Origin of the sequence: Cochlodiniinecator piscidefendens (genome assembly GCF_011326755.1) — a bacterium.
Lineage (GTDB): Bacteria > Pseudomonadota > Alphaproteobacteria > Rhodobacterales > Rhodobacteraceae > Cochlodiniinecator > Cochlodiniinecator piscidefendens.
This window is the reverse complement of record NZ_JAAOIE010000002.1, coordinates 741868-760777: the sequence shown is the minus strand read 5'-3', so window position 1 is coordinate 760777 and position 18910 is coordinate 741868. Positions and strand designations below refer to the sequence as shown.

The following is an 18910-nucleotide window of genomic DNA, read 5'->3' as shown; positions in this document are numbered from 1 at the left end:
GTGAATGGGGCGCTATGCGCGCCCCTTTACCGCCGCTTTAAAATCACGGATGTTGAAAGCCCCAATCAGCTGGGCAAAAATCGCAAATGTGGCAATGCCAAATAGAATAAGTATCGTCATAGCTAGATAGCGCCAGCCATTCATGTCAAAAAATGCTGCCATTGGGTGTTTGACCGCTAAAATTGCCCCGCCCATGAGTAAAGATGCGATCAGGATGCGCCACCAGCGCGTGTGATACCGGGTGTCAAACCGTGCGACATCGCCCATGGAACGTGATCCAAACCATAGCAAAAGCACCATGATCCAGGCGGAGGTCGTCGTTGCAATTGCAGCTGCGATATAGCCAATAAAAGGTGATAACCCGATTGCAATCACCGCATTAAGGATCATCGCCACAATCGCATAGTGAAACGGCGTCTTTGTGTTTTCACGGGCAAAGAACAGGGGTTGCTGTACCTTTTGCATGACAAAGGCAGGTAGGCCTAAACCATAGATCATCACGGCAAACCCGGTGGCTTCGCTATCTTTTGAAGTGAATGCGCCCCGTTCGAACAAAACAGAGACCAATTCGACGGGCATGACAACCAGTGCTACAGCAGAGGGAAGCGTGAGGATTAATGCCATTTCCGCTGCACGACTTAGGGCTTCGCGCCCGCCGGTATGATCCGCCGCCTTAAGTCGCCGTGATAACTCTGGTAACAGGACAATACCAATAGCAATACCCACGACGCCCAACGGTAATTGATAAAGCCGATCTGCGTTGTAGAGCCAGCTGATTGCATTGTCGTAATAGCTGGCGACCTGGCGCCCTACAATTAGGTTGATTTGCACCACACCACCGGTCAGCACGGCGGGGCCTGCAATCAGGACCAAGCGTTTAAGTTCGGGTGTCCAACGGGGGCGTCTGGGAACTAAAGGAAAGCCCGCACGTTTTGCCGCGACCCAAACCAAAGCCATCTGTGCAACACCCGCAACTGGGACTGTCCAAATAATCGCGTAACCAATATCCCAACCCATCAATACCGCGAGGCCAATCGCGCCAATGAACAATAAGTTTAACAACACAGGGGCAGCAGCAGCAGCGGCAAACCGCCCGGCAGAATTAAGCACACCTGATAGCAAAGCAGCCAGAGAGATGAAGAAGATATAAGGGAAGGCAATTCTACCAAAGGCCACCGCGAGGTCAAATTTTTCCCCGTCAAAACCTGATACTTGTGCCCAGATAAGCCACGGCATGATCAATTGTGCAATCACAGTGAGAATGATCAGTATCGTACCCAATGCCGCAAAGGCATCTCGAGCAAACCCTAATGGGTCTTCGTCTGCTTCTAGTTTTTTTGAAAACATCGGCACGAAGGCCATGTTGAATGCGCCTTCGGCAAAAAACCGACGGAACAAATTGGGTAGGGTGAATGCAGCGACAAAGGCCTGATGCCCTACGCCAGTGCCAAGATAACCCGCAATCAGAACGTCACGAACAAACCCAAGGATGCGGCTGGCAAGGGTCCAAAATCCAACCGTAAACACACCACTGAGTAATTTCATGCCATAGCCCTTTCAACACCTTGCTGAATGGCTTCGCGCAGGCGGTTTTCGATGGTTTTTTGTTTGCCTTCGGAATAAAATTTCAGGCCAAACATATCTTTGACGTAAAAAGTATCCACGACTTGTTCGCCGTAGGTGGCGATGACGGCAGATGCAATATAAATATTGGATTGGGCAAAACTGCGGGCGAGATCATACAAAAGGCCGGGGCGATCCCGCGTGTCCACTTCGATGATAGTATAGATTTCTGACCCATCATTATCAAACGTAATAGAGGTTGGAACGCGGAATTCACGCTCGCGTTTCTTGATTTTATCACGTGATTTTAATGCGTCGCGCGCCACCACTTCACCGTTCAAAGTTTTATCAATCATCTGGCGCAGGCGTGGCAGGCGTTCTTGATCATAAGGGCTGCCGTCGCTGTCTTGCACCCAAAATACGGCGGTCGCATAGCCATCTTTTGACGTATAGGTTCGCGCATCAACGACGTTGGCACCTACCAACGCCAACGCGCCGGCCAATCGCGAAAACATGCCTGGGTGATCTGACATAACAAAGGCGGCCTGCGTTGCGTCACGATCCAAATCAGGTTTGACATCCATACGGATTTCGTCTGTGCCCAAATCGCGCAACATCTCTGCAAAAATCATGTGCTGGGATGTATGTAGCCCCTGCCAATAAGGATCATAATGGCGTGCGGTTTCGGTGCGCAGATCCTTTTTATCCCAGTTGGCCAGTGCATCACGTAATGATTTTCGTGCCTCTGTGCTGCGCGTTTTTGCGTTGAATGCTTCCATCCCATTTTCAAGAACTTCTGCGGTTTCCGCATACAGGCGACGGATGAGCATGGCTTTCCAGTTGTTCCACGTTCCGGGGCCTACGCCGCGAATATCGCAGACGGTCAATACTGTTAGCAAATCTAGCCGCGCTTTGCTTTTGACGGCTTTTGCGAAATCCCGCACAGTGCGAGGATCAGAAATATCACGCTTTTGGGCGACGTCAGACATAACCAAATGCATGCGCACCAGCCACTCAACCGTTTCGCATTCATTATTTTTCAGCCCGAGCCTTGGTGCGATTTTTTTGGCAATGCGCGCGCCTAAGATGGAATGGTCTTCGGGGCGGCCCTTGCCAATGTCGTGCAGCAATAGCGCGGTATAGAGAACCTTACGATTCAGTCCATCGGTCAGAATACCCGACGCGACAGGCAATTCTTCGACAAGCTCACTGCGTTCGATTTGCGCAAGTGTCGAAATACACTGAATCGTATGCTCATCCACGGTGTAGTGATGATACATGTTGAATTGCATCATCGCGACGATGGGTTCAAATTCTGGAATGAAAGCCGACAAAACGCCCAGTTCATTCATCCGACGCAGGGCGCGTTCAGGATTACCATGTTTTAGCAGAAGATCGTGAAAGATGCGTATCGCTTCTTTGTCTTGGCGCATTTCATCGTCAATCAAATGCAGATTTGCGGATACAAGCCGCATAGCATCTGGATGAATAAGATATCCGGTACGCAATCCTTCTTCAAAGACCCGCAGAAGATTTAGTTTTTCTTCCAGAAATGCGTCATTATCGACGATTGCTAGTCGATTTTGTATGAGCTTATATCCCTTTTTCAACCTTTTGCGTCGTTTGAAAAAGCCGAGAATTGAGGGTGCCTTTTTCACGTGGCTGGCCTCAAGGGAGGTTAAGAAAATGCGGGTAAGTTCGCCGACATGTGTGGCATGTCGAAAATAGTCCTGCATGAAAAATTCTACGCCACGCCGTCCAGCACTATCTGTGTAGTTCATGCGGTCTGCGACTTCGACTTGCATGTCGAAAGTCAGCTGATCAACAGGGCGGTTCGTCACAAAATGAAGGTGACTGCGCACAGCCCAGAGGAAGGTTTCAGCCAGATGGAATTGGTCGTATTCCTCTTGGCGGAACACACCAAGTGCGACCAGCTCTTCGATTTCCTGAACCTGATATAAATATTTCGCGATCCAAAAGAGCGACTGAAGATCGCGTAAGCCGCCTTTGCCCTCTTTGACGTTTGGCTCAACAACATAACGCTGGCCTCCTTGTTTTTCATGCCGAGCATCGCGTTCTTTTAGCTTTGCCTCGATAAAGTCAGAGGCGGTGTTTTTAAACAGGTGTTCGCGCAGCTGTTCCCCGAGATCGTGGGCGAGTGGGGTATATCCGGCTAGAAAACGATGCTCAAGCAACGCTGTGCGGATGGTATAATCTTCGCGACCCAATGTGAGGCAATCCGCGACAGTGCGGCTAGCATGACCGACCTTCAGCCTCAGATCCCAAAGCATATATAGCATGCTTTCGATGACGCTTTCGGCCCATGGGGTAATCTTATAAGGCGTTAGGAATAACAGGTCGACGTCGGAATGCGGGGCCATTTCTGCACGGCCATAACCGCCAACTGCCAAAAGTGCGATACGTTCACTTTCAGTTGGCACTGAAATCGGGTGTAAAACCTCGGTCGCGATAAAATGGATAACCCCAACGATGCTATCGGTTAGATAGGTTTGTGCGCGCGTTACACCTCTTGCGTTGTGCGGATCATTTGCAAACGCCGTTTTTATGGCCCTAAAACCTGATTTTTGCGCTGCTTTTAAAACCAATACAGTTTCTTGGCGGGCTGATTTATGGCCATCGACGCTATGCAGCTTTTCAAGCAGGTCGGCCATAACTGCATCATGGTCAAAAATATCTAGAGTCGGGCAGATCATTCCACCCGGCTCTAGAATTGGTTTTACGGTTTTTGCTGGATTAGAAGCCAGCGCCGCCAAAGCGTCGGGGAGCAGGGTCAAGTTGAACCACCTGATTATCGCGAATTGTTGCGACCGCGAGGCCACGTTCATTTGCACCATCTGTGCGCAGGCGGAAAATACCGCTGACACCGACAAAACCCGAACCTTGGGTTAGTGCAGTTGTTGTAAGGGCGTCTTGTTGACCAGCATTGATCAATGCACCAATGGCGGCAATCCCGTCATAGGCAAGTCCAGCAATTGGATGCGGAGCTTCTGCAAAGGCGGCTTCATAGCGTGACCGGAACAGGGCTGCCATTTGTGGGTCTGGGATAGCAAACAGGCCTTCTTGAATACCCGGAAGGGAAATCGCAGCAGCCGGGACGTCAAAACGACGCAAACCCACAAACTGGGCTGTTTCGGTGCTTACTCCGTTCTCGCTCAGCAATTGGGTCAGCAGCGGTAGTGCGCCATCTGTGCCTGAGGTAAAGAAAACTGTATCGGCGCCGGTAGAGCGTACTTCGCGTGCGATTGTAGGAATGGCTTGTACCAGTGCTGTTTGAGATAACTCAAATCCTGCAACACCTGCCAATGTTGCCCCAGAATTACGAACGGCCGTTGCAATGGCGTCACGGCCAATTTGCTCAGCGGTATCGTTGCCATGGACAATATAAATATTGCTGCGCCCTTGGCTGGTGCCATATTGAACGAGGCGGTTCGCAGTATTTTCAAAGGTGTTACCCAACACAAAAACGTTTCCACCAGCGATCTCAGTATTATTTGAAAAAGCGAGAACGTTGATGTTGCGATTTGCTACAGCAACACCGGCAGCGTTGGCAGCGTCTGCAAAAACTGGGCCAAGAATGATTTTTGCACCATCATTGACCGCTTGCATGGCAACGGCGGCAGCTTGATCCGCATTCCCCGCAGTTGAGTAAACACGAAGATCGATCTGTGCGCCGTCCAAATCAGAAATAGCCAAACGGGCTGCGTTTTCCAAACTTTGGGCAAGTGAGGTGTATCCCGCATTTCCGGAACCTGCTGGAACCAAAAGCGCGACTGGTACAGGGCGATCTGTGTTGATCGAAGGGCCGTTTTGACTGGTCGTCACGGGCTGGCAGGCCACGGCGAGCATGACAAACAAAAAGGCAAACAGATGACCCGGTATCTTGCGGGCGCGACTCAATACGTTAAACATGGGCTCGTGTGGCTCCTATTCGGGGGCAGACATTAAGGGCGCAGAATAGGCTTTCATCAGTGAAGTGTAAACGAGTCGCTGAGTCAAAGACGCAGGAAAGACAACGGGATGTATCAGAAAATCAACTTGGCCCCGGGTCTCTACTTTGTTGCGACCCCAATTGGAACCGCTCGCGACATCACATTACGTGCGCTGGATACATTGGCCTCTGCGGATGTTATCGCGGCAGAAGATACGCGTAGCTTGCGTCGTCTTCTGGACATTCATGGTGTTCCTCTCGGGGATCGCAATGTCATTTCATACCATGATCAAAATGGCCCTCAGGCCCGCCCCAAGTTGCTTCAGGCATTGGCTGAAGGAAAATCTGTGGCCTATGCATCAGAGGCGGGGACACCTTTGGTTGCTGACCCTGGCTATGCGTTGTCGCGGGCTGTGATCGATGCAGGTCATTCCGTCACCTCTGCACCGGGGCCATCCGCTGTGATCGCTGCACTGACAATTGGGGGGCTGGCGACAGATAAATTTATGTTTGCCGGTTTTTCCCCCAACGCGAAAAACGCCCGCGCTGTTTTTTTGGAAGAACTTAAAGAAGTCAACGCAACCTTGGTTCTTTATGAATCGCCAAAGCGGATCAAAGACACGTTAAAACAAGCGGCTGAAACATTTGGTCCGGCACGCGAAGCCGCGGTTTGCCGGGAAATTACCAAAAAATTTGAGGAAGTCGCACGGGGCTCTTTGGCAGACTTAGCCGAGCAATTCGAAGAACGCAGTGTCAAAGGTGAAATCGTTTTGCTGATTGACCGTGAACGCGGAGAGGTCGATCAAGCTGACGATATGGAAGGCGCGCTGCGCGAAGCATTGCAATCCATGTCGATGAAGGATGCGGTTGCTGCGGTGTCGGGTGCACTAAAAATTCCGCGCCGCAAAGTCTACCAGGCCGCCCTCGATCTGGAAAAGGAATGAGTGGCAAGACCTCATATCTTTCAGGGTTGGCGGCCGAAGAGGCCGTGACCCGGCTTTATGTTGATCAGGGATTTATGCTTAGGGCTGAACGGTGGCGCGGTGCAGGCGGTGAAATTGATCTCATCTTCCAGAAAGGCGATGAAATCGTATTTGTTGAGGTGAAAAAATCTAAAAGCTTTGAACAGGCTGCCGCCGCTTTGTCTGCGCATCAAATCGGGCGGATTTATGCCAGCGCAGAAGAATTTATCGGGTCCGAACCTTTGGGCTTGGCAACACCGATGCGCTTTGATGCTGCTTTGGTTGATGTTCATGGTCAGGTGCAAATTCTCGAAAACGCCTTTGGGTTGGGGTGAAACCCATTGACACTCTGGTCGTATCCTCCATTTAAAAGACAGCAGAACGAGGGGAATTATGCATATGCCGTTGAAAGTCGCCATCCAAATGGATCCAATTGGTCCGATAGATATCAACGCGGACAGTTCATTTCGCATCGCTGAAGAAGCCCAAGCACGCGGTCACGAACTGTTTTACTACACGCCTGATAAATTGGCCTATCAAACAGGTCGTATTACAGCGCGCGGCTGGCCTTTGACCGTACGCCGCGAAGAAGGCAATCATTTTACGTTAGGCGAAGAGATCGAAGTTGACCTTGCGGACTGGGATGTCGTTTGGATTCGCCAAGACCCGCCATTCGACATGGGGTATATCACGTATACTCATCTGCTGGATCGCATTCATCCTGAGACATTGGTTGTGAATGATCCGTTCTGGATTCGTAATTACCCGGAAAAACTCTTGGTGCTAGATTTCCCCGAACTTACGCCGCCAACGACAATCGCGCGTGACATTGATACGCTGAAGGCGTTTCAAGAGAAATACGGTGATATGATCCTGAAGCCGCTTTACGGTAACGGCGGCGCTGGTGTCTTTAAGTTGGCCAAAGGGGATCGCAATATTGCCTCCCTCCATGAGCTGTTTACAGGCATCAACAACGAGCCGTTGATCGCACAGCAATTCCTGCCTGATGTTTCCAAAGGTGATAAACGTATTATCCTTGTAGATGGTGAACCGGTAGGGGCAATTAATCGCGTGCCTGCCGCAGGTGAAACTCGGTCAAACATGCATGTTGGCGGCCGCCCTGAGAAAATTGGCTTAACCGAACGCGACAAAGAAATTTGTGCGGCCATCGGTTCACTGTTGCGAGAAAAGGGTCAGATTTTTGTTGGGATTGATGTCATTGGCGACTACCTGACCGAAATCAACGTGACGTCGCCAACAGGGATTCAAGAGCTTGAACGCTTTGATGGCACGAATATCGCTGAAAAAATCTGGCAGGCCATCGAGGCACGCAAAGCCACAGCATGAGCTGGCAACTTTCGCTGATTAATTCGGGGTTACGCTATTTGGTGAAGCCCCAGTTGAAACGTGAACATAATCCGCAACGATCCCGCAGGCTGTTTGAATGGTTTGCGGGACGTTTTGCCAAACCGCCGCCGTATAGTGTTTTGTCGCATTCCAGTAGTGGTTCTTGGGTGTCGTGCGGTCGCCCAACGCCACGTCGCGTTATTTTATATTTGCATGGTGGTGGGTATTTTGCGGGCTCTCCAAGAACCCACAGCGCGATGGTTGCACGGTTATGTAAGTTAACCAGAACGCGGGCATATCTGCCAACCTATCGACTTGCGCCTGAAAACCCACTTAGCGCTGGGCTCGACGATGCCAAGGCAGCTTTTGCGCGCTTACAAGGATTAGGGTACAAAGCCGAAGATATCATTCTATGCGGTGATAGTGCAGGTGGCGGGTTGGCGTTGCGCCTGTTGGCGGCATTAAGCTCGCAAAATATTACCCCAGCGGCTGTGGTCCTAATGTCCCCATGGACAGATCTCACATTGTCGGGCGCGACCTTGGCCGAAAATGCTAAGTCTGACGTGATTTTTCCACCGGATCGTAGCGAATTCCTTCGGGATTTGGTTTTGGGGGCAGGGGATGCAACTGTGCCTGAAGTATCACCTTTGTTTGCGGATTTTCCCAATGCTCCCCCTGTGTTTTTACAATGGTCCAGCAGTGAAATTCTGAGCAGTGACAGTCAAAGGATGACCGCCCGGCTACATGAGTTTGGTGTGCCAGTGACCGAGGATATTTGGCCGAATATGCCTCACGTCTGGCCACTATTTGATGGCTACCTTCCTGAGGCGCGGTGCGCTTTGCAGCGTATGGCCGATTTCATTAACTCTGTTGCGCCGACAAAATCCGATAGCTAACGGCCTCTGCGATGTGTGGTTTTTCGATGTGCTCGCTTCCCTCTAAATCGGCGATTGTGCGGGCAACTCTTAACACGCGGTGGTAACCGCGGGCCGAAAGGCCAAAGCGCTCAGCAACCGTTCTCAATAAGTTTTTTGCATCTGGTTGTGGCGTTGCAACCTCCTCCAACAATGATCCTTCGATATCCGCATTGACGCGGGCGTTTGGGTGATCGGCGTATCTATCTGTTTGGATATCTCGCGCTGCTTGCACCCGTTGCGCGACTGTTTCTGAGCTCTCGCCGCTTTCCTGTAAGTCTAGATCAGAATAGGCGACAGGTGGGACTTCGATCCGTAAATCAAACCGGTCCATTAGTGGCCCAGAAATACGCCCAAGGTAATCGTCCCCACATTGCGGAACACGTGCGCAAGCACGCGCAGGGTCTGCCATATAACCACATTTACAGGGATTGGCCGCTGCCACCAACATGAACCTGCTGGGGTAGCGCACATGGGCATTTGCGCGCGCTACAACAACATCGCCCGTTTCAATGGGCTGTCGTAGTGTTTCCAGTACAGACCGATTGTATTCGGGGAATTCGTCCATGAACAACACGCCATTGTGGGCCAGTGATATTTCGCCCGGTTTGGCGCCGCGTCCTCCGCCAACAATTGCAGGCATTGATGCGGTGTGATGTGGTTCTCGAAAGGGGCGCGTGCGTGAAATGCCGCTGTCATCAAGAAGGCCAGACAATGAATGCACCATCGAGGTTTCCAATGCCTCTGCTGCGGTCATTTGGGGTAATATGCCTGGCAACCGTGCCGCAAGCATAGATTTTCCCGAACCGGGGGATCCGATCATTAAGATATGATGCCGACCTGCTGCCGCAATTTCCAACGCGCGTTTGGCCCGCTCTTGCCCTTTTACTTCTCGCAAATCTTTGACGACGGGGGGGCGTTCAATTTCGCCGGGATCAGCCGCTATCAGGCGGTTTTGACCAGTGTAATGTTGCAGAACCTCGGTCAGTGTTCCCGCTGCCAACACTTGTGTTGCACCGACCCAAGCGGCTTCCGCGCCACAAGCCTTTGGGCACAACAGCGCGCGATCTTCTGCTGCAGCTGTCATCGCGGCAGGCAACGCGCCGACAACTTTAATCAGCTTTCCATCAAGGGAAAGTTCCCCCAAGGCGACAGTGCTTTCGATTTGATCTGCGGGAATAATGTCGATCGCAGCAAGCAAGGCCAGCGCGATGGGCAGATCAAAATGTGATCCCTCTTTGGGGAGATCCGCAGGCGATAGGTTGATTGTAATGCGTTTTGAGGGCAGAGCGATGGCCATTGAAGAAAGCGCCGCGCGCACCCGTTCTTTGGCTTCGGTTACAGCTTTGTCCGGTAAACCCACGACATTAAAGGCCGGCAGACCCGGTGCCACCGCGCATTGCACCTCGACCGTGCGGGCCTCTATTCCATCAAATGCGACTGTATAGGCGCGGGCGACCATAATGTTTCCTGCGTTAACCAATGTATTAATGGTTAACGCAGAAATAGTTTACGATTGGTAAATCTTCATAAACGCGGGCCAAGCAGCTGGATCGGCCATGGTCTTGTCGCGACAAAACGGATTGCAAAACCCAAAAACACGTCCCTCAATTGTTAGGAAATCAACTGATGGATCGCCCGAATAGGGGCAGGTGGCGTTTTCAGATGGGCCGTTTGCAATTTGCGCTGTCATCGGCTCTGGGCCGGGCCACGACCCTTTTGCAAAATCGCGGCGATACCATGGTAAATCTTCCCCGCGTACTAAACCCATAGCGCGCCAGCGTCTGAACGCAAGGTCTGACAAATGTGCATCAACATAGGCCTGTGCAGAAGGAGAGACCCGCAGCCCATACCCAGCAATGCGCGCCGCGACAGGGGCAAAAAATGCATCCGCCGCACTGTAATCCCCCAATAACCAAGGTCCGTCGCCGATCTTGGCCTGCCGGGCATGATCCCAAATTAAATCAAGCCGCCGCAAATCCGCAACCACCGCATCATTTGGGGTGAAATCCGTATATGCGACCCGCAAATTCATCGGGCACATTTCACGCAGCGCGCCAAAGCCTGCATGCATCTCAGCGGTCAGTGTACGCGCAACGGCGCGGGCTTTGGGATCAACGGGCCAGACGCCTGCTTCGGGATGGCGCGATGCCAACTCTTCCGCGATTGCGATGGATTCCGAAACAACTGCCCCCTCAGGGGTGATCAGGGTCGGAACAGTGCGCGCAGGGGCAAAACCCTTGACCTGTTCCCAACTTTTTTCATCGCTGAAATCAACCATCGTGGTCGAAACCGGGATGCCAAAGCGTTCAAACAACAACCAGCCGCGCAGCGACCAACTCGAATAGGCGCGATCGCCAATAAATAATTGATAAGTCATGTTCGCAACTTAGCGCGGCAAACTGGGTGTGAATAATGATAATTTTTGAAGAGCCTGATCAGGGATGATGATTGATCAACTCAGCGCGGGCAGTTGCGCCGTCCAATCTGAGCTTTGTGACCGAAAAATTTTCAATTTTTTGGCCAAGAGCGTCGTATGCACCAACACCACGCGCGCGTTGAACTTGCGTCAGGATAACCCCCATATGCGCGACGGCAATCACGTGTTTATGATGGGCCATCCTGTCAACAAACCCATTCACACGGCTGCATAGATCATCCCAGCTTTCGCCATTTGGGGCGCGCACGGCGCCCGGCGTTTCCCAAAACTGCCGGATCAACGCGCCGTCGGTTTGATCAATGTCCGCGAAATGCCGCGCTTCCCAATCCCCAAAGTGGATTTCGCGTAAATTCGGGGTATGGGGCAGGCGGTGCCGTGTTCCTTGAAATCCTGATGCTGTATCAACCGCGCGGATCAGGTCGGACGATACAACGGGCGCACCTGAAGGCAAAAACGTCTTTAGTGCCGATAGTCGATCTGTGTCTGTCAAATCCGCAGGGGCATCGGTCCAGCCAATCATATCTTTGCGATGCGTTGGCCCGTGGCGCACCCACCACCAGGTTGTCATTTCAATGCACCCTTTAACACCAAAGGAAGCCCAGCCATCACTGTCACAACCAAATCAGCCGTTGCAGCCAACCGTTGATTTAACCCGCCTTGCGCTTCGCGAAACCGGCGCGACAAAGCGTTTTCGGGCACAATCCCTGCACCAACTTCGTTGCTGACAATCACAACCGGGGCCGCGCAGGTCGTGAGGGCCGCCATCAGGTGGGCCTCTTGCGCCCTCAAGTCATGCTCCGCGAGCAAATGATTGGTGAGCCAAAGCGTTGCGCAATCTAACAGGACAACCTCGCGTGCGCTTGCACTTTGAAGCGCGTCGGTTAGATCAAAAGGGGCCTCAATCGTGCGCCAATCTGGGCCGCGTTGCACCAGATGTTTATCGACCTTCGCCTGCATTTCATCATCATAGACTTGCGCCGTGGCAATATAAACGCGCGGGCGTTCTGTCGCGATCACCAACTCTTCGGCGTAACGTGATTTTCCTGACGCGGCGCCGCCAATAACCAATGAAAGAGAAGGAAGCATGGGGTCGTCCTTTGGTATTTTGTTTTTGGTAGCAGGCGGGTCGCATTGGCGCACGTAAAAACTGATGCCTTGTATCAACCTGCGCGCGGCCCTAAACCTTGGGTATCTAACGAAAGGCAGGCTCATGCTGCAAGGCAAACGCATTCTTTTGATCATCGGCGGCGGGATCGCGGCGTTTAAGGCGCTCGATCTTATGCGACGTCTGCGTGAACGTGGCGCAAGCGTGACCCCGGTTTTGACAAAGGCCAGCGAAGAATTCGTCACACCCTTGTCTGTCTCGGCGCTCGCGGCGCAAAAGGTGTATCGTGATCTGTTTGATCTGACGGATGAGGCTGAAATGGGCCATATCGAATTGTCACGCGCGGCGGACCTTGTGGTGGTCGCCCCAGCAACGGCAGACCTCATGGCGAAAATGGTGCATGGCCACGCCAATGATTTGGCCTCAACACTGTTGATGGCAACAGACAAGCGGGTGTTGATTGCACCATCGATGAATGTACGGATGTGGGAACACCCCGCGACCCAACGCAACCTAAAAACCCTCACGGGTGACGGCGTGTTATGTGTCGGCCCGAACGAGGGTGACATGGCCTGCGGTGAATATGGGTTTGGTCGCATGGCGGAGCCTTTGGAGATTGTCGCGGCGATTGATGCGGCTTTTGTGGATGGTCCTTTGGCGGGAAAACACATTCTGGTGACGTCTGGCCCAACCCATGAACCGATTGATCCGGTGCGTTACATCGCCAATCGCTCTTCAGGGGCGCAGGGCAGTGCGATTGCGCGGGCGTTGTTGACGCTTGGGGCGCAAGTCACCTTTGTGACTGGCCCGGCTGATGTAGCCCCACCGGTTGGCGTTAAAGTGGTCAAAGTCCAAACCGCCCGCGAAATGTTATCAGCGGTTGAGACTGCCTTGCCCGCAGATGGCGCTGTGTTTGCAGCGGCTGTTGCGGATTGGCGTGTCGCAACCGAAGCGACAAGCAAAATGAAAAAGGATGGATCAGGCAGTTTGCCAAGCCTCACCTTTGCCGAAAACCCGGACATTTTGGCAACCGTGTCCCAAATGGCCAAAGGACGACCAGAGTTGGTTGTGGGCTTTGCGGCGGAAACCGATGATGTCATTGCTAACGCGACAGCCAAACGCGCGCGCAAAGGCTGTGATTGGATTGTCGCCAATGATGTGTCGCCAGAAACCGGAATTATGGGTGGTAGCGAAAATGATGTCACTGTCATTACCGCCAATGACGCCCAAAACTGGCCTCGTATGACGAAAGACCAAGTCGCGCAAAAACTGGCGCAGGCGATATCGGATGCTTTGGCATGACTGTGACCGTTTCTTTTGCATGGTTGGACGCCGCAGACAGATCGCTTGGCCTGCCGACCTACGAAACCCCCGGTGCGGCTGGCGCTGATCTTCGCGCAAATTTTGGCCCTGACGCGCGCGATGGTGTGACAATAGCCAGTGGTGGGCGTGCGCTCATCCCCACAGGGCTGCGGATTGAAATCCCCCATGGGTATGAGGTGCAAATCCGCCCGCGTTCTGGTCTTGCGCTAAAGCATGGCATCACGCTACCCAATGCTCCGGGGACAATTGACAGCGATTATCGCGGCCCGTTGGGGGTGATTATCCTGAATACGGGGGCCGAGTCGTTTCAAATCAACCACGGCGACCGGATTGCACAGATGGTTGTTGCACCCGTTCTTCAGGCGCGCTTCAACCTTACAGAAGATCTAAGTGACACCGATCGTGGCGCTGGTGGTTTTGGGTCAACAGGACGAAACTGATGGGCTTTTTTGTCTTTGCCTCAGCCATACTGTTTGGTGTTGGGATGATGACCGGTGCGCCGATGCGTATGCGGTTCTATATGATACTGATGCTGTATCTAGGTATCGTTCTCGCGCTTGTGGTTCTGCCAGAGGACAGCAGTCTGCGCCTGACCTTCGGCGGGACATTGGGCGAATGGGTTGTGGCCGGTGGTGTCGGTCTGGCGATAGCAGGTTATGTTGCTTTGCTCAAGCGCGTTAAGCGCCGCGTTGCCCCTGACGAAGCGCCAATATCTGAGCCAACCGATAAACTATCAGACGCAGAGGTCGAACGCTATGCGCGCCATATCATTCTGCGTGAAATAGGTGGGGCAGGGCAAAAACGCCTGAAACTGTCTCGCGTTCTGGTCGTCGGGGCTGGCGGGTTGGGATCACCTGCCTTGATGTATCTGGCCGCAGCTGGTGTTGGGACCATTGGTGTTGTTGATGATGATGTGGTCGATCACAGCAATCTGCAACGTCAGGTGATCCACGATGACACAACAATTGACCAGCCCAAAGTCCACTCTGCCGCCAACCGGATGCGTGCGCTGAACCCTTTTATCACCGTGAAGCCCTACCAAACGCGCCTGTCTGAGGATCAAGCCCTCGAATTGATTGCAGAATACGATCTGGTCTTGGATGGCACCGATAATTTTGACACCCGCTATTTGGTGAATAAGGTCTGTTCGCAGCTCAATAAACCTTTGATCGCCGCCGCTTTGACCCAGTGGGAAGGTCAGATCAGCCTGTATGACCCGGCCAACGGAACCCCTTGCTATCAATGTATTTTCCCCGAAGCGCCTGCCAGCCATCTCGCGCCGAGCTGCGCCGAAGCAGGGGTTCTGGGGCCGCTTCCGGGTGTGATCGGGTCCATGATGGCGGTTGAGGCCGTGAAATATATCGCGCCAGCTGGGTCATCATTGACAAACACCATGCTGATCTATGATGCGCTCTATAGCGAAACCCGCCAAATTCATCTAAAACCGCGTAAAGATTGCCCAATTTGTCAACAGCGCTTGCAACCTGTTACAGAGCCGTCATAGTTGCGCCATTCGTCTTTGTGACAGGGAGACTACACAATGAAAATGATTACACTTATGGCCGCGACATTCGCCGGTCTAACCGCCACCGCTGCTCTTGCTGATGGGCATTTGCCTGACCTTGAAGGCCGCGAAGTTGTGGTTGTTACTGAAAATGCATACCCGCCACTGCAATTTATTGACCCGGCTTCGAACGCTGCGATCGGCTGGGAATATGATGCGATGGTCGAAATCGCTGAGCGCCTGAATATCACTGTTGTTTATGAAAACATCAGCTGGGACGCGATGATTGCTGCGGTTTCTCAAGGTCAGTTTGACATGGGCATGACCGGGATCACCATCCGCGAAGACCGCGCCGAAGTTGTTGATTTTTCCGACGCTTACATGCGCTCCGAAATGGTGATGCTGGTACGTGGCGATGAAACACGCTTTGATGATGCGGCCAGTTTTGCGGCTGACGATGATTTGTTGATCGGCGCACAGCCGGGGACAACTCCTTTCTACGTTGGCATTTATGATGTGCTTGACGGGGATGAGGCCAATCCGCGTATGCGTTTGTTTGAAACCTTTGGTGCGGCGGTTCAGGCCTTGCGCACAGGCGATGTTGACCTCGCGCTTACGGATGGCACGGCCGGTAACGGTTATGTCGCCTCAAGCGATGGTGGTTTGAAAATCGTTGGTTCCCCACTTGGGACTGAGGATTTTGGGTTTATTTTCCCCAAAGGCTCTGACCTTGTTGACCCGTTTAACGAAGCCATTGCTGCAATGCAGGCAGATGGCACAATTGATGAGCTAAACACACGTTGGTTCCTCGAATACAATCTGGGCCAATAACGCCTCAGGTACGACTTTAACGCCCCGGCTTTGGCTGGGGCGCAATTGCGTGGACCGCATATGCATCCTTCTTCCCATACGAAAAAAGACTTTCCCTATTGGTTGGTGGCAATTGTTCTTCTGACAATCGCCATGTGGGGGCGTATTCTAACGGATGAGCTTTATACCGATGTGGCAGACAAACTTGTGCGCGGGGTAGGGGTGACGATCCTTGTGACGTTGATCGGATTTACCTTTGCGTCGCTGATTGGTTTGGCCTTGGCGGTAGCAACGCTGTCGCGGTTTATTGTTCTACGTCAACTCGCGCGATTATACATCGAAATTATGCGCGGCATTCCGATCCTTGTCTTGCTTTTGTATATCGCTTTCGTTGTCGCGCCGGGGCTGGTTTATGCGTGGAACTGGATTGCTGAATCCTTAGGGTTTGATCCCATCCGCACCCGCGATTTTCCTCTGTTGTGGCGCGCGGTTATGGCACTCACCTTGGCGTATTCAGCCTTCATTGCTGAGGTTTTCCGTGCAGGGCTTTTGTCCGTTGATCCGGGCCAAGTCGAAGCCGCCAAGGCATTAGGGCTGTCGGGCTGGTATCGCTTTCGTCACATTATTTTTCCGCAGGCAATCCGCACGATTATGCCCCCAATGGGCAATGATTTTGTGGCGATGATCAAAGACAGCTCGCTTGTTTCGGTTCTTGGTGTCTATGACATAACCCAAATCGGCAAAGTTACGGCGGCCGGCAATTTTCGGTATTTCGAAACCTACAATGTGGTTGCTCTTTACTATCTGATGATGACCGTCACGCTTTCGCTGCTTCTGGGTAAGGTTGAACAGAAAATGCGCGCCAAATATCCCTGATGTGACTGGAACATTCTGCCCTAAGCACATAGCTTTGTGCCAAAGGAGACCCGAATGACCAATCCGCTTTTGTCCGACTGGACCACGCCCTTTGAAATTGCGCCATTTGATTTGATCACAGACGCGGATTTTGCGCCCGCTTTTGAAACCGCTTTGGCCGAAGACCGTGAAAGCATTCAAGCCATCGCAAACAATCCCGACACTCCCACATTCGCGAACACGATTGAGGCATTGGAGTTATCCGGCGATGCCTTAGATAAGGTGCTGTCGGTGTTTTATACCTTAGCCGGAAGCGATAGTAATCCGGCTCGTGAACAGCTCCAGCGGGACTTTGCCCCAAAACTTTCGGCCTATAGTTCTGAGGTTTTCATGAACGCGGACCTGTTCCAACGTATTGAAACACTTTGGGAAAAACGTGAAACATTAAATCTAACAGATGAGCAACTGCGGGTGCTGACGTTACATCGTCGCGGGTTTGTACGGGCCGGAGCCAACCTGACAGGCACCGCGCGGGAACGGTTCAAAGAGGTTAAAAATCGCCTTGCCGTTTTGGGCACGGATTTCACACAAAACCTGCTGGCTGATGAACGGGAATGGTTTATGGAACTCGGCAAAGGCGATCTTGATGGCCTGCCCGATTTCGTTCTGGCCACCGCAGCCTCAGCGGCCAAAGAGCACGGGATTGAGGGTCATGTTGTAACCCTGTCGCGGTCGTTGATCGTGCCGTTTTTACAGTTCTCGACGCGTCGTGATCTGCGTGAAAAAGCCTACAACGCCTGGGCCGCGCGCGGCGCGAACGGCGGGAAAACCGATAACCAAGACATCACCGCTGAAACACTTGCCCTGCGTGAAGAACGCGCACATCTGCTGGGCTACGATAACTTTGCGCATTTCAAACTCGAAACCGAAATGGCGAAAACGCCGGAAAATGTGCGGGATTTGTTGATGCAGGTTTGGAAACCTGCGCGCGCGCAAGCCAACCTTGATGCCGAAATCTTAACACAGATGATGCAAGACGATGGCGTCAACGGCCCATTGGCCCCTTGGGATTGGCATCACTATTCGGAAAAACGCCGCAAGGCCGAACATGATCTGGATGAAGCCGAACTCAAACCGTATCTACAACTTGATCGGATGATTGAGGCCTCTTTTGATTGTGCATCACGGCTGTTCGATCTGCAATTTGCACCGCTTGATGTGCCGCTTTACCACCCTGATGCACGCGCATGGGAAGTGATGCGCAATGGTAAACACATAGCTGTGTTTGTTGGCGACTACTTTGCGCGTGGATCAAAACGGTCAGGCGCGTGGTGTTCCGCGATGCGCAGTCAGAAAAAGCTGGGCAAAGACACACAACCCATCGTGATGAATGTTTGCAATTTTGCCAAACCGGCTGAAGGGTCCGTTGCGCTTTTGTCTTATGACGATGCGCGCACGTTGTTCCATGAATTTGGCCATGCTCTGCACCAGATGCTATCAAACGTCACCTATGGGTCGATCTCTGGCACCTCAGTTGCACGCGATTTTGTGGAACTGCCAAGTCAGCTTTATGAACATTGGTTAGAAGTGCCTGAGGTGCTGGCGAAATACGCAACCCACGCCGAAACCGGCGAGGCTATGCCAAAGGCGCTGCTCGATCGTCTTTTGGCCGCGCAAACCTATGATATGGGATTTTCCACCGTCGAATATGTGGCGTCAGCGCTTGTTGATTTGGAATTTCATGATGGCCCGGCGCCCAAAGACCCAATGGCGAAACAGGCCGAAATTTTGGCTGAAATCGGCATGCCCGCGGCAATTGAAATGCGCCACCGTACCCCACAGTTTGCCCATGTGTTTGCAGGCGATGGATATTCCAGCGCCTACTACAGTTACATGTGGTCAGAGGTAATGGATGCAGACGCTTTTGCCGCGTTTGAAGAAGTGGGCGATGCGTTTGACGCTGATCTTGCCAAAAGCCTAGAGGCCAACATCCTGTCCACAGGCGGATCAAAGGAAGCCGATGTTCTATACAAAGGGTTCCGTGGCCGCATGCCGGGCGTTGAAGCTTTGCTTAAGGGGCGTGGCTTAGATCACGTGGCTTAACCATCTAAATTGTGACCCACTGCCATGCAGTGGGT

General features: G+C 52.5%; 17 protein-coding genes. 10 read left to right on the top strand and 7 right to left on the bottom strand.

Going from position 1 to position 18910, the window contains the following annotated elements; all coding sequences use genetic code 11:
- Positions 1–12 precede the first annotated feature (12 nt).
- Genes murJ through G9C99_RS08425 form a run of 3 tightly spaced genes read right to left on the bottom strand, consistent with a single transcriptional unit; the run spans position 13 to position 5493 of the window.
- Positions 13–1545: a murein biosynthesis integral membrane protein MurJ gene (gene murJ / locus G9C99_RS08435; protein WP_166416999.1), complete on the bottom strand. Its 1533-nt coding sequence runs from the start codon at positions 1543–1545 to the stop codon at positions 13–15.
- On the bottom strand, positions 1542–4277 hold the full coding sequence (locus tag G9C99_RS08430; RefSeq protein WP_407926011.1) for a [protein-PII] uridylyltransferase: 2736 nt from the start codon (positions 4275–4277) through the stop codon (positions 1542–1544). Before G9C99_RS08430 ends, murJ begins: the two co-directional genes overlap by 4 nt.
- A gap of 40 nt (positions 4278–4317) precedes the next feature.
- On the bottom strand, positions 4318–5493 hold the full coding sequence (locus G9C99_RS08425) for a penicillin-binding protein activator (protein ID WP_166416998.1): 1176 nt from the start codon (positions 5491–5493) through the stop codon (positions 4318–4320).
- A 108-nt stretch (positions 5494–5601) separates the two neighbouring features.
- On the opposite strand from G9C99_RS08425, the gene rsmI reads away from it, so the two are divergent.
- The 4 genes from rsmI to G9C99_RS08405 all read left to right on the top strand — a co-directional run bounded on the left by rsmI (position 5602) and on the right by G9C99_RS08405 (position 8717).
- Complete coding sequence (gene rsmI, locus G9C99_RS08420) at positions 5602–6456, top strand: 16S rRNA (cytidine(1402)-2'-O)-methyltransferase (protein WP_166416997.1); 855 nt, start codon at positions 5602–5604, stop codon at positions 6454–6456.
- A complete protein-coding gene (locus G9C99_RS08415) occupies positions 6453–6809 on the top strand; it encodes a YraN family protein (protein WP_166416996.1) in 357 nt (118 codons plus the stop codon). Before rsmI ends, G9C99_RS08415 begins: the two co-directional genes overlap by 4 nt.
- A 64-nt stretch (positions 6810–6873) precedes the next feature.
- A complete protein-coding gene (gene gshB / locus G9C99_RS08410) occupies positions 6874–7821 on the top strand; it encodes a glutathione synthase (protein ID WP_166417128.1) in 948 nt (315 codons plus the stop codon).
- Positions 7818–8717, top strand: coding sequence for an alpha/beta hydrolase (locus G9C99_RS08405; RefSeq protein WP_166416995.1), 900 nt, complete (start codon positions 7818–7820; stop codon positions 8715–8717). The genes gshB and G9C99_RS08405 overlap by 4 nt, the downstream gene beginning before the upstream one ends.
- Here the strand turns inward: G9C99_RS08405 and G9C99_RS08400 are convergent.
- The 4 genes from G9C99_RS08400 to cobU are packed head-to-tail and all read right to left on the bottom strand — an operon-like array spanning position 8683 to position 12261.
- The gene (locus G9C99_RS08400) at positions 8683–10197 is read right to left on the bottom strand and encodes a YifB family Mg chelatase-like AAA ATPase (RefSeq protein WP_166416994.1); all 1515 of its coding nucleotides are present in this window, start codon (positions 10195–10197) and stop codon (positions 8683–8685) included. The two genes, G9C99_RS08405 and G9C99_RS08400, sit on opposite strands and share 35 nt — an antisense overlap.
- A gap of 48 nt (positions 10198–10245) precedes the next feature.
- Positions 10246–11115, bottom strand: coding sequence for a glutathione S-transferase (locus G9C99_RS08395; protein ID WP_166416993.1), 870 nt, complete (start codon positions 11113–11115; stop codon positions 10246–10248).
- 58 nt (positions 11116–11173) lie between these two features.
- Positions 11174–11743: a histidine phosphatase family protein gene (locus G9C99_RS08390; protein ID WP_166416992.1), complete on the bottom strand. Its 570-nt coding sequence runs from the start codon at positions 11741–11743 to the stop codon at positions 11174–11176.
- Positions 11740–12261 carry a bifunctional adenosylcobinamide kinase/adenosylcobinamide-phosphate guanylyltransferase gene (cobU, locus tag G9C99_RS08385; protein WP_166416991.1) on the bottom strand — a complete coding sequence of 174 codons (522 nt, stop codon included), beginning with the start codon at positions 12259–12261 and terminating at the stop codon, positions 11740–11742. Before cobU ends, G9C99_RS08390 begins: the two co-directional genes overlap by 4 nt.
- A 124-nt stretch (positions 12262–12385) precedes the next feature.
- Between cobU and coaBC the strand changes: the two genes are divergently transcribed.
- Genes coaBC through G9C99_RS08355 form a run of 6 tightly spaced genes read left to right on the top strand, consistent with a single transcriptional unit; the run spans position 12386 to position 18875 of the window.
- Complete coding sequence (gene coaBC, locus G9C99_RS08380) at positions 12386–13582, top strand: bifunctional phosphopantothenoylcysteine decarboxylase/phosphopantothenate--cysteine ligase CoaBC (RefSeq protein ID WP_166416990.1); 1197 nt, start codon at positions 12386–12388, stop codon at positions 13580–13582.
- Complete coding sequence (dut, locus tag G9C99_RS08375; RefSeq protein ID WP_166416989.1) at positions 13579–14043, top strand: dUTP diphosphatase; 465 nt, start codon at positions 13579–13581, stop codon at positions 14041–14043. Before coaBC ends, dut begins: the two co-directional genes overlap by 4 nt.
- The gene (locus G9C99_RS08370) at positions 14043–15107 is read left to right on the top strand and encodes a HesA/MoeB/ThiF family protein (protein ID WP_166416988.1); all 1065 of its coding nucleotides are present in this window, start codon (positions 14043–14045) and stop codon (positions 15105–15107) included. Before dut ends, G9C99_RS08370 begins: the two co-directional genes overlap by 1 nt.
- A gap of 36 nt (positions 15108–15143) precedes the next feature.
- On the top strand, positions 15144–15938 hold the full coding sequence (locus G9C99_RS08365; protein ID WP_166416987.1) for a transporter substrate-binding domain-containing protein: 795 nt from the start codon (positions 15144–15146) through the stop codon (positions 15936–15938).
- A 60-nt stretch (positions 15939–15998) separates the two neighbouring features.
- Positions 15999–16793: an amino acid ABC transporter permease gene (locus G9C99_RS08360; protein WP_166416986.1), complete on the top strand. Its 795-nt coding sequence runs from the start codon at positions 15999–16001 to the stop codon at positions 16791–16793.
- Positions 16794–16847: 54 nt separating this feature from the next.
- Positions 16848–18875: a M3 family metallopeptidase gene (locus G9C99_RS08355; RefSeq protein WP_166416985.1), complete on the top strand. Its 2028-nt coding sequence runs from the start codon at positions 16848–16850 to the stop codon at positions 18873–18875.
- The last annotated feature ends 35 nt before the right edge of the window (positions 18876–18910 follow it).

Bases quoted from the DNA above. Each gene is read 5' to 3' on its own strand.
- murJ (WP_166416999.1), bottom strand. From the start codon at position 1,545: ATGAAATTACTCAGTGGTGTGTTTACGGTTGGATTTTGGACCCTTGCC.
- G9C99_RS08430 (WP_407926011.1), bottom strand. From the start codon at position 4,277: ATGATCTGCCCGACTCTAGATATTTTTGACCATGATGCAGTTATGGCC.
- G9C99_RS08425 (WP_166416998.1), bottom strand. From the start codon at position 5,493: ATGTTTAACGTATTGAGTCGCGCCCGCAAGATACCGGGTCATCTGTTT.
- rsmI (WP_166416997.1), top strand. From the start codon at position 5,602: ATGTATCAGAAAATCAACTTGGCCCCGGGTCTCTACTTTGTTGCGACC.
- G9C99_RS08415 (WP_166416996.1), top strand. From the start codon at position 6,453: ATGAGTGGCAAGACCTCATATCTTTCAGGGTTGGCGGCCGAAGAGGCC.
- gshB (WP_166417128.1), top strand. From the start codon at position 6,874: ATGCCGTTGAAAGTCGCCATCCAAATGGATCCAATTGGTCCGATAGAT.
- G9C99_RS08405 (WP_166416995.1), top strand. From the start codon at position 7,818: ATGAGCTGGCAACTTTCGCTGATTAATTCGGGGTTACGCTATTTGGTG.
- G9C99_RS08400 (WP_166416994.1), bottom strand. From the start codon at position 10,197: ATGGTCGCCCGCGCCTATACAGTCGCATTTGATGGAATAGAGGCCCGC.
- G9C99_RS08395 (WP_166416993.1), bottom strand. From the start codon at position 11,115: ATGACTTATCAATTATTTATTGGCGATCGCGCCTATTCGAGTTGGTCG.
- G9C99_RS08390 (WP_166416992.1), bottom strand. From the start codon at position 11,743: ATGACAACCTGGTGGTGGGTGCGCCACGGGCCAACGCATCGCAAAGAT.
- cobU (WP_166416991.1), bottom strand. From the start codon at position 12,261: ATGCTTCCTTCTCTTTCATTGGTTATTGGCGGCGCCGCGTCAGGAAAA.
- coaBC (WP_166416990.1), top strand. From the start codon at position 12,386: ATGCTGCAAGGCAAACGCATTCTTTTGATCATCGGCGGCGGGATCGCG.
- dut (WP_166416989.1), top strand. From the start codon at position 13,579: ATGACTGTGACCGTTTCTTTTGCATGGTTGGACGCCGCAGACAGATCG.
- G9C99_RS08370 (WP_166416988.1), top strand. From the start codon at position 14,043: ATGGGCTTTTTTGTCTTTGCCTCAGCCATACTGTTTGGTGTTGGGATG.
- G9C99_RS08365 (WP_166416987.1), top strand. From the start codon at position 15,144: ATGAAAATGATTACACTTATGGCCGCGACATTCGCCGGTCTAACCGCC.
- G9C99_RS08360 (WP_166416986.1), top strand. From the start codon at position 15,999: ATGCATCCTTCTTCCCATACGAAAAAAGACTTTCCCTATTGGTTGGTG.
- G9C99_RS08355 (WP_166416985.1), top strand. From the start codon at position 16,848: ATGACCAATCCGCTTTTGTCCGACTGGACCACGCCCTTTGAAATTGCG.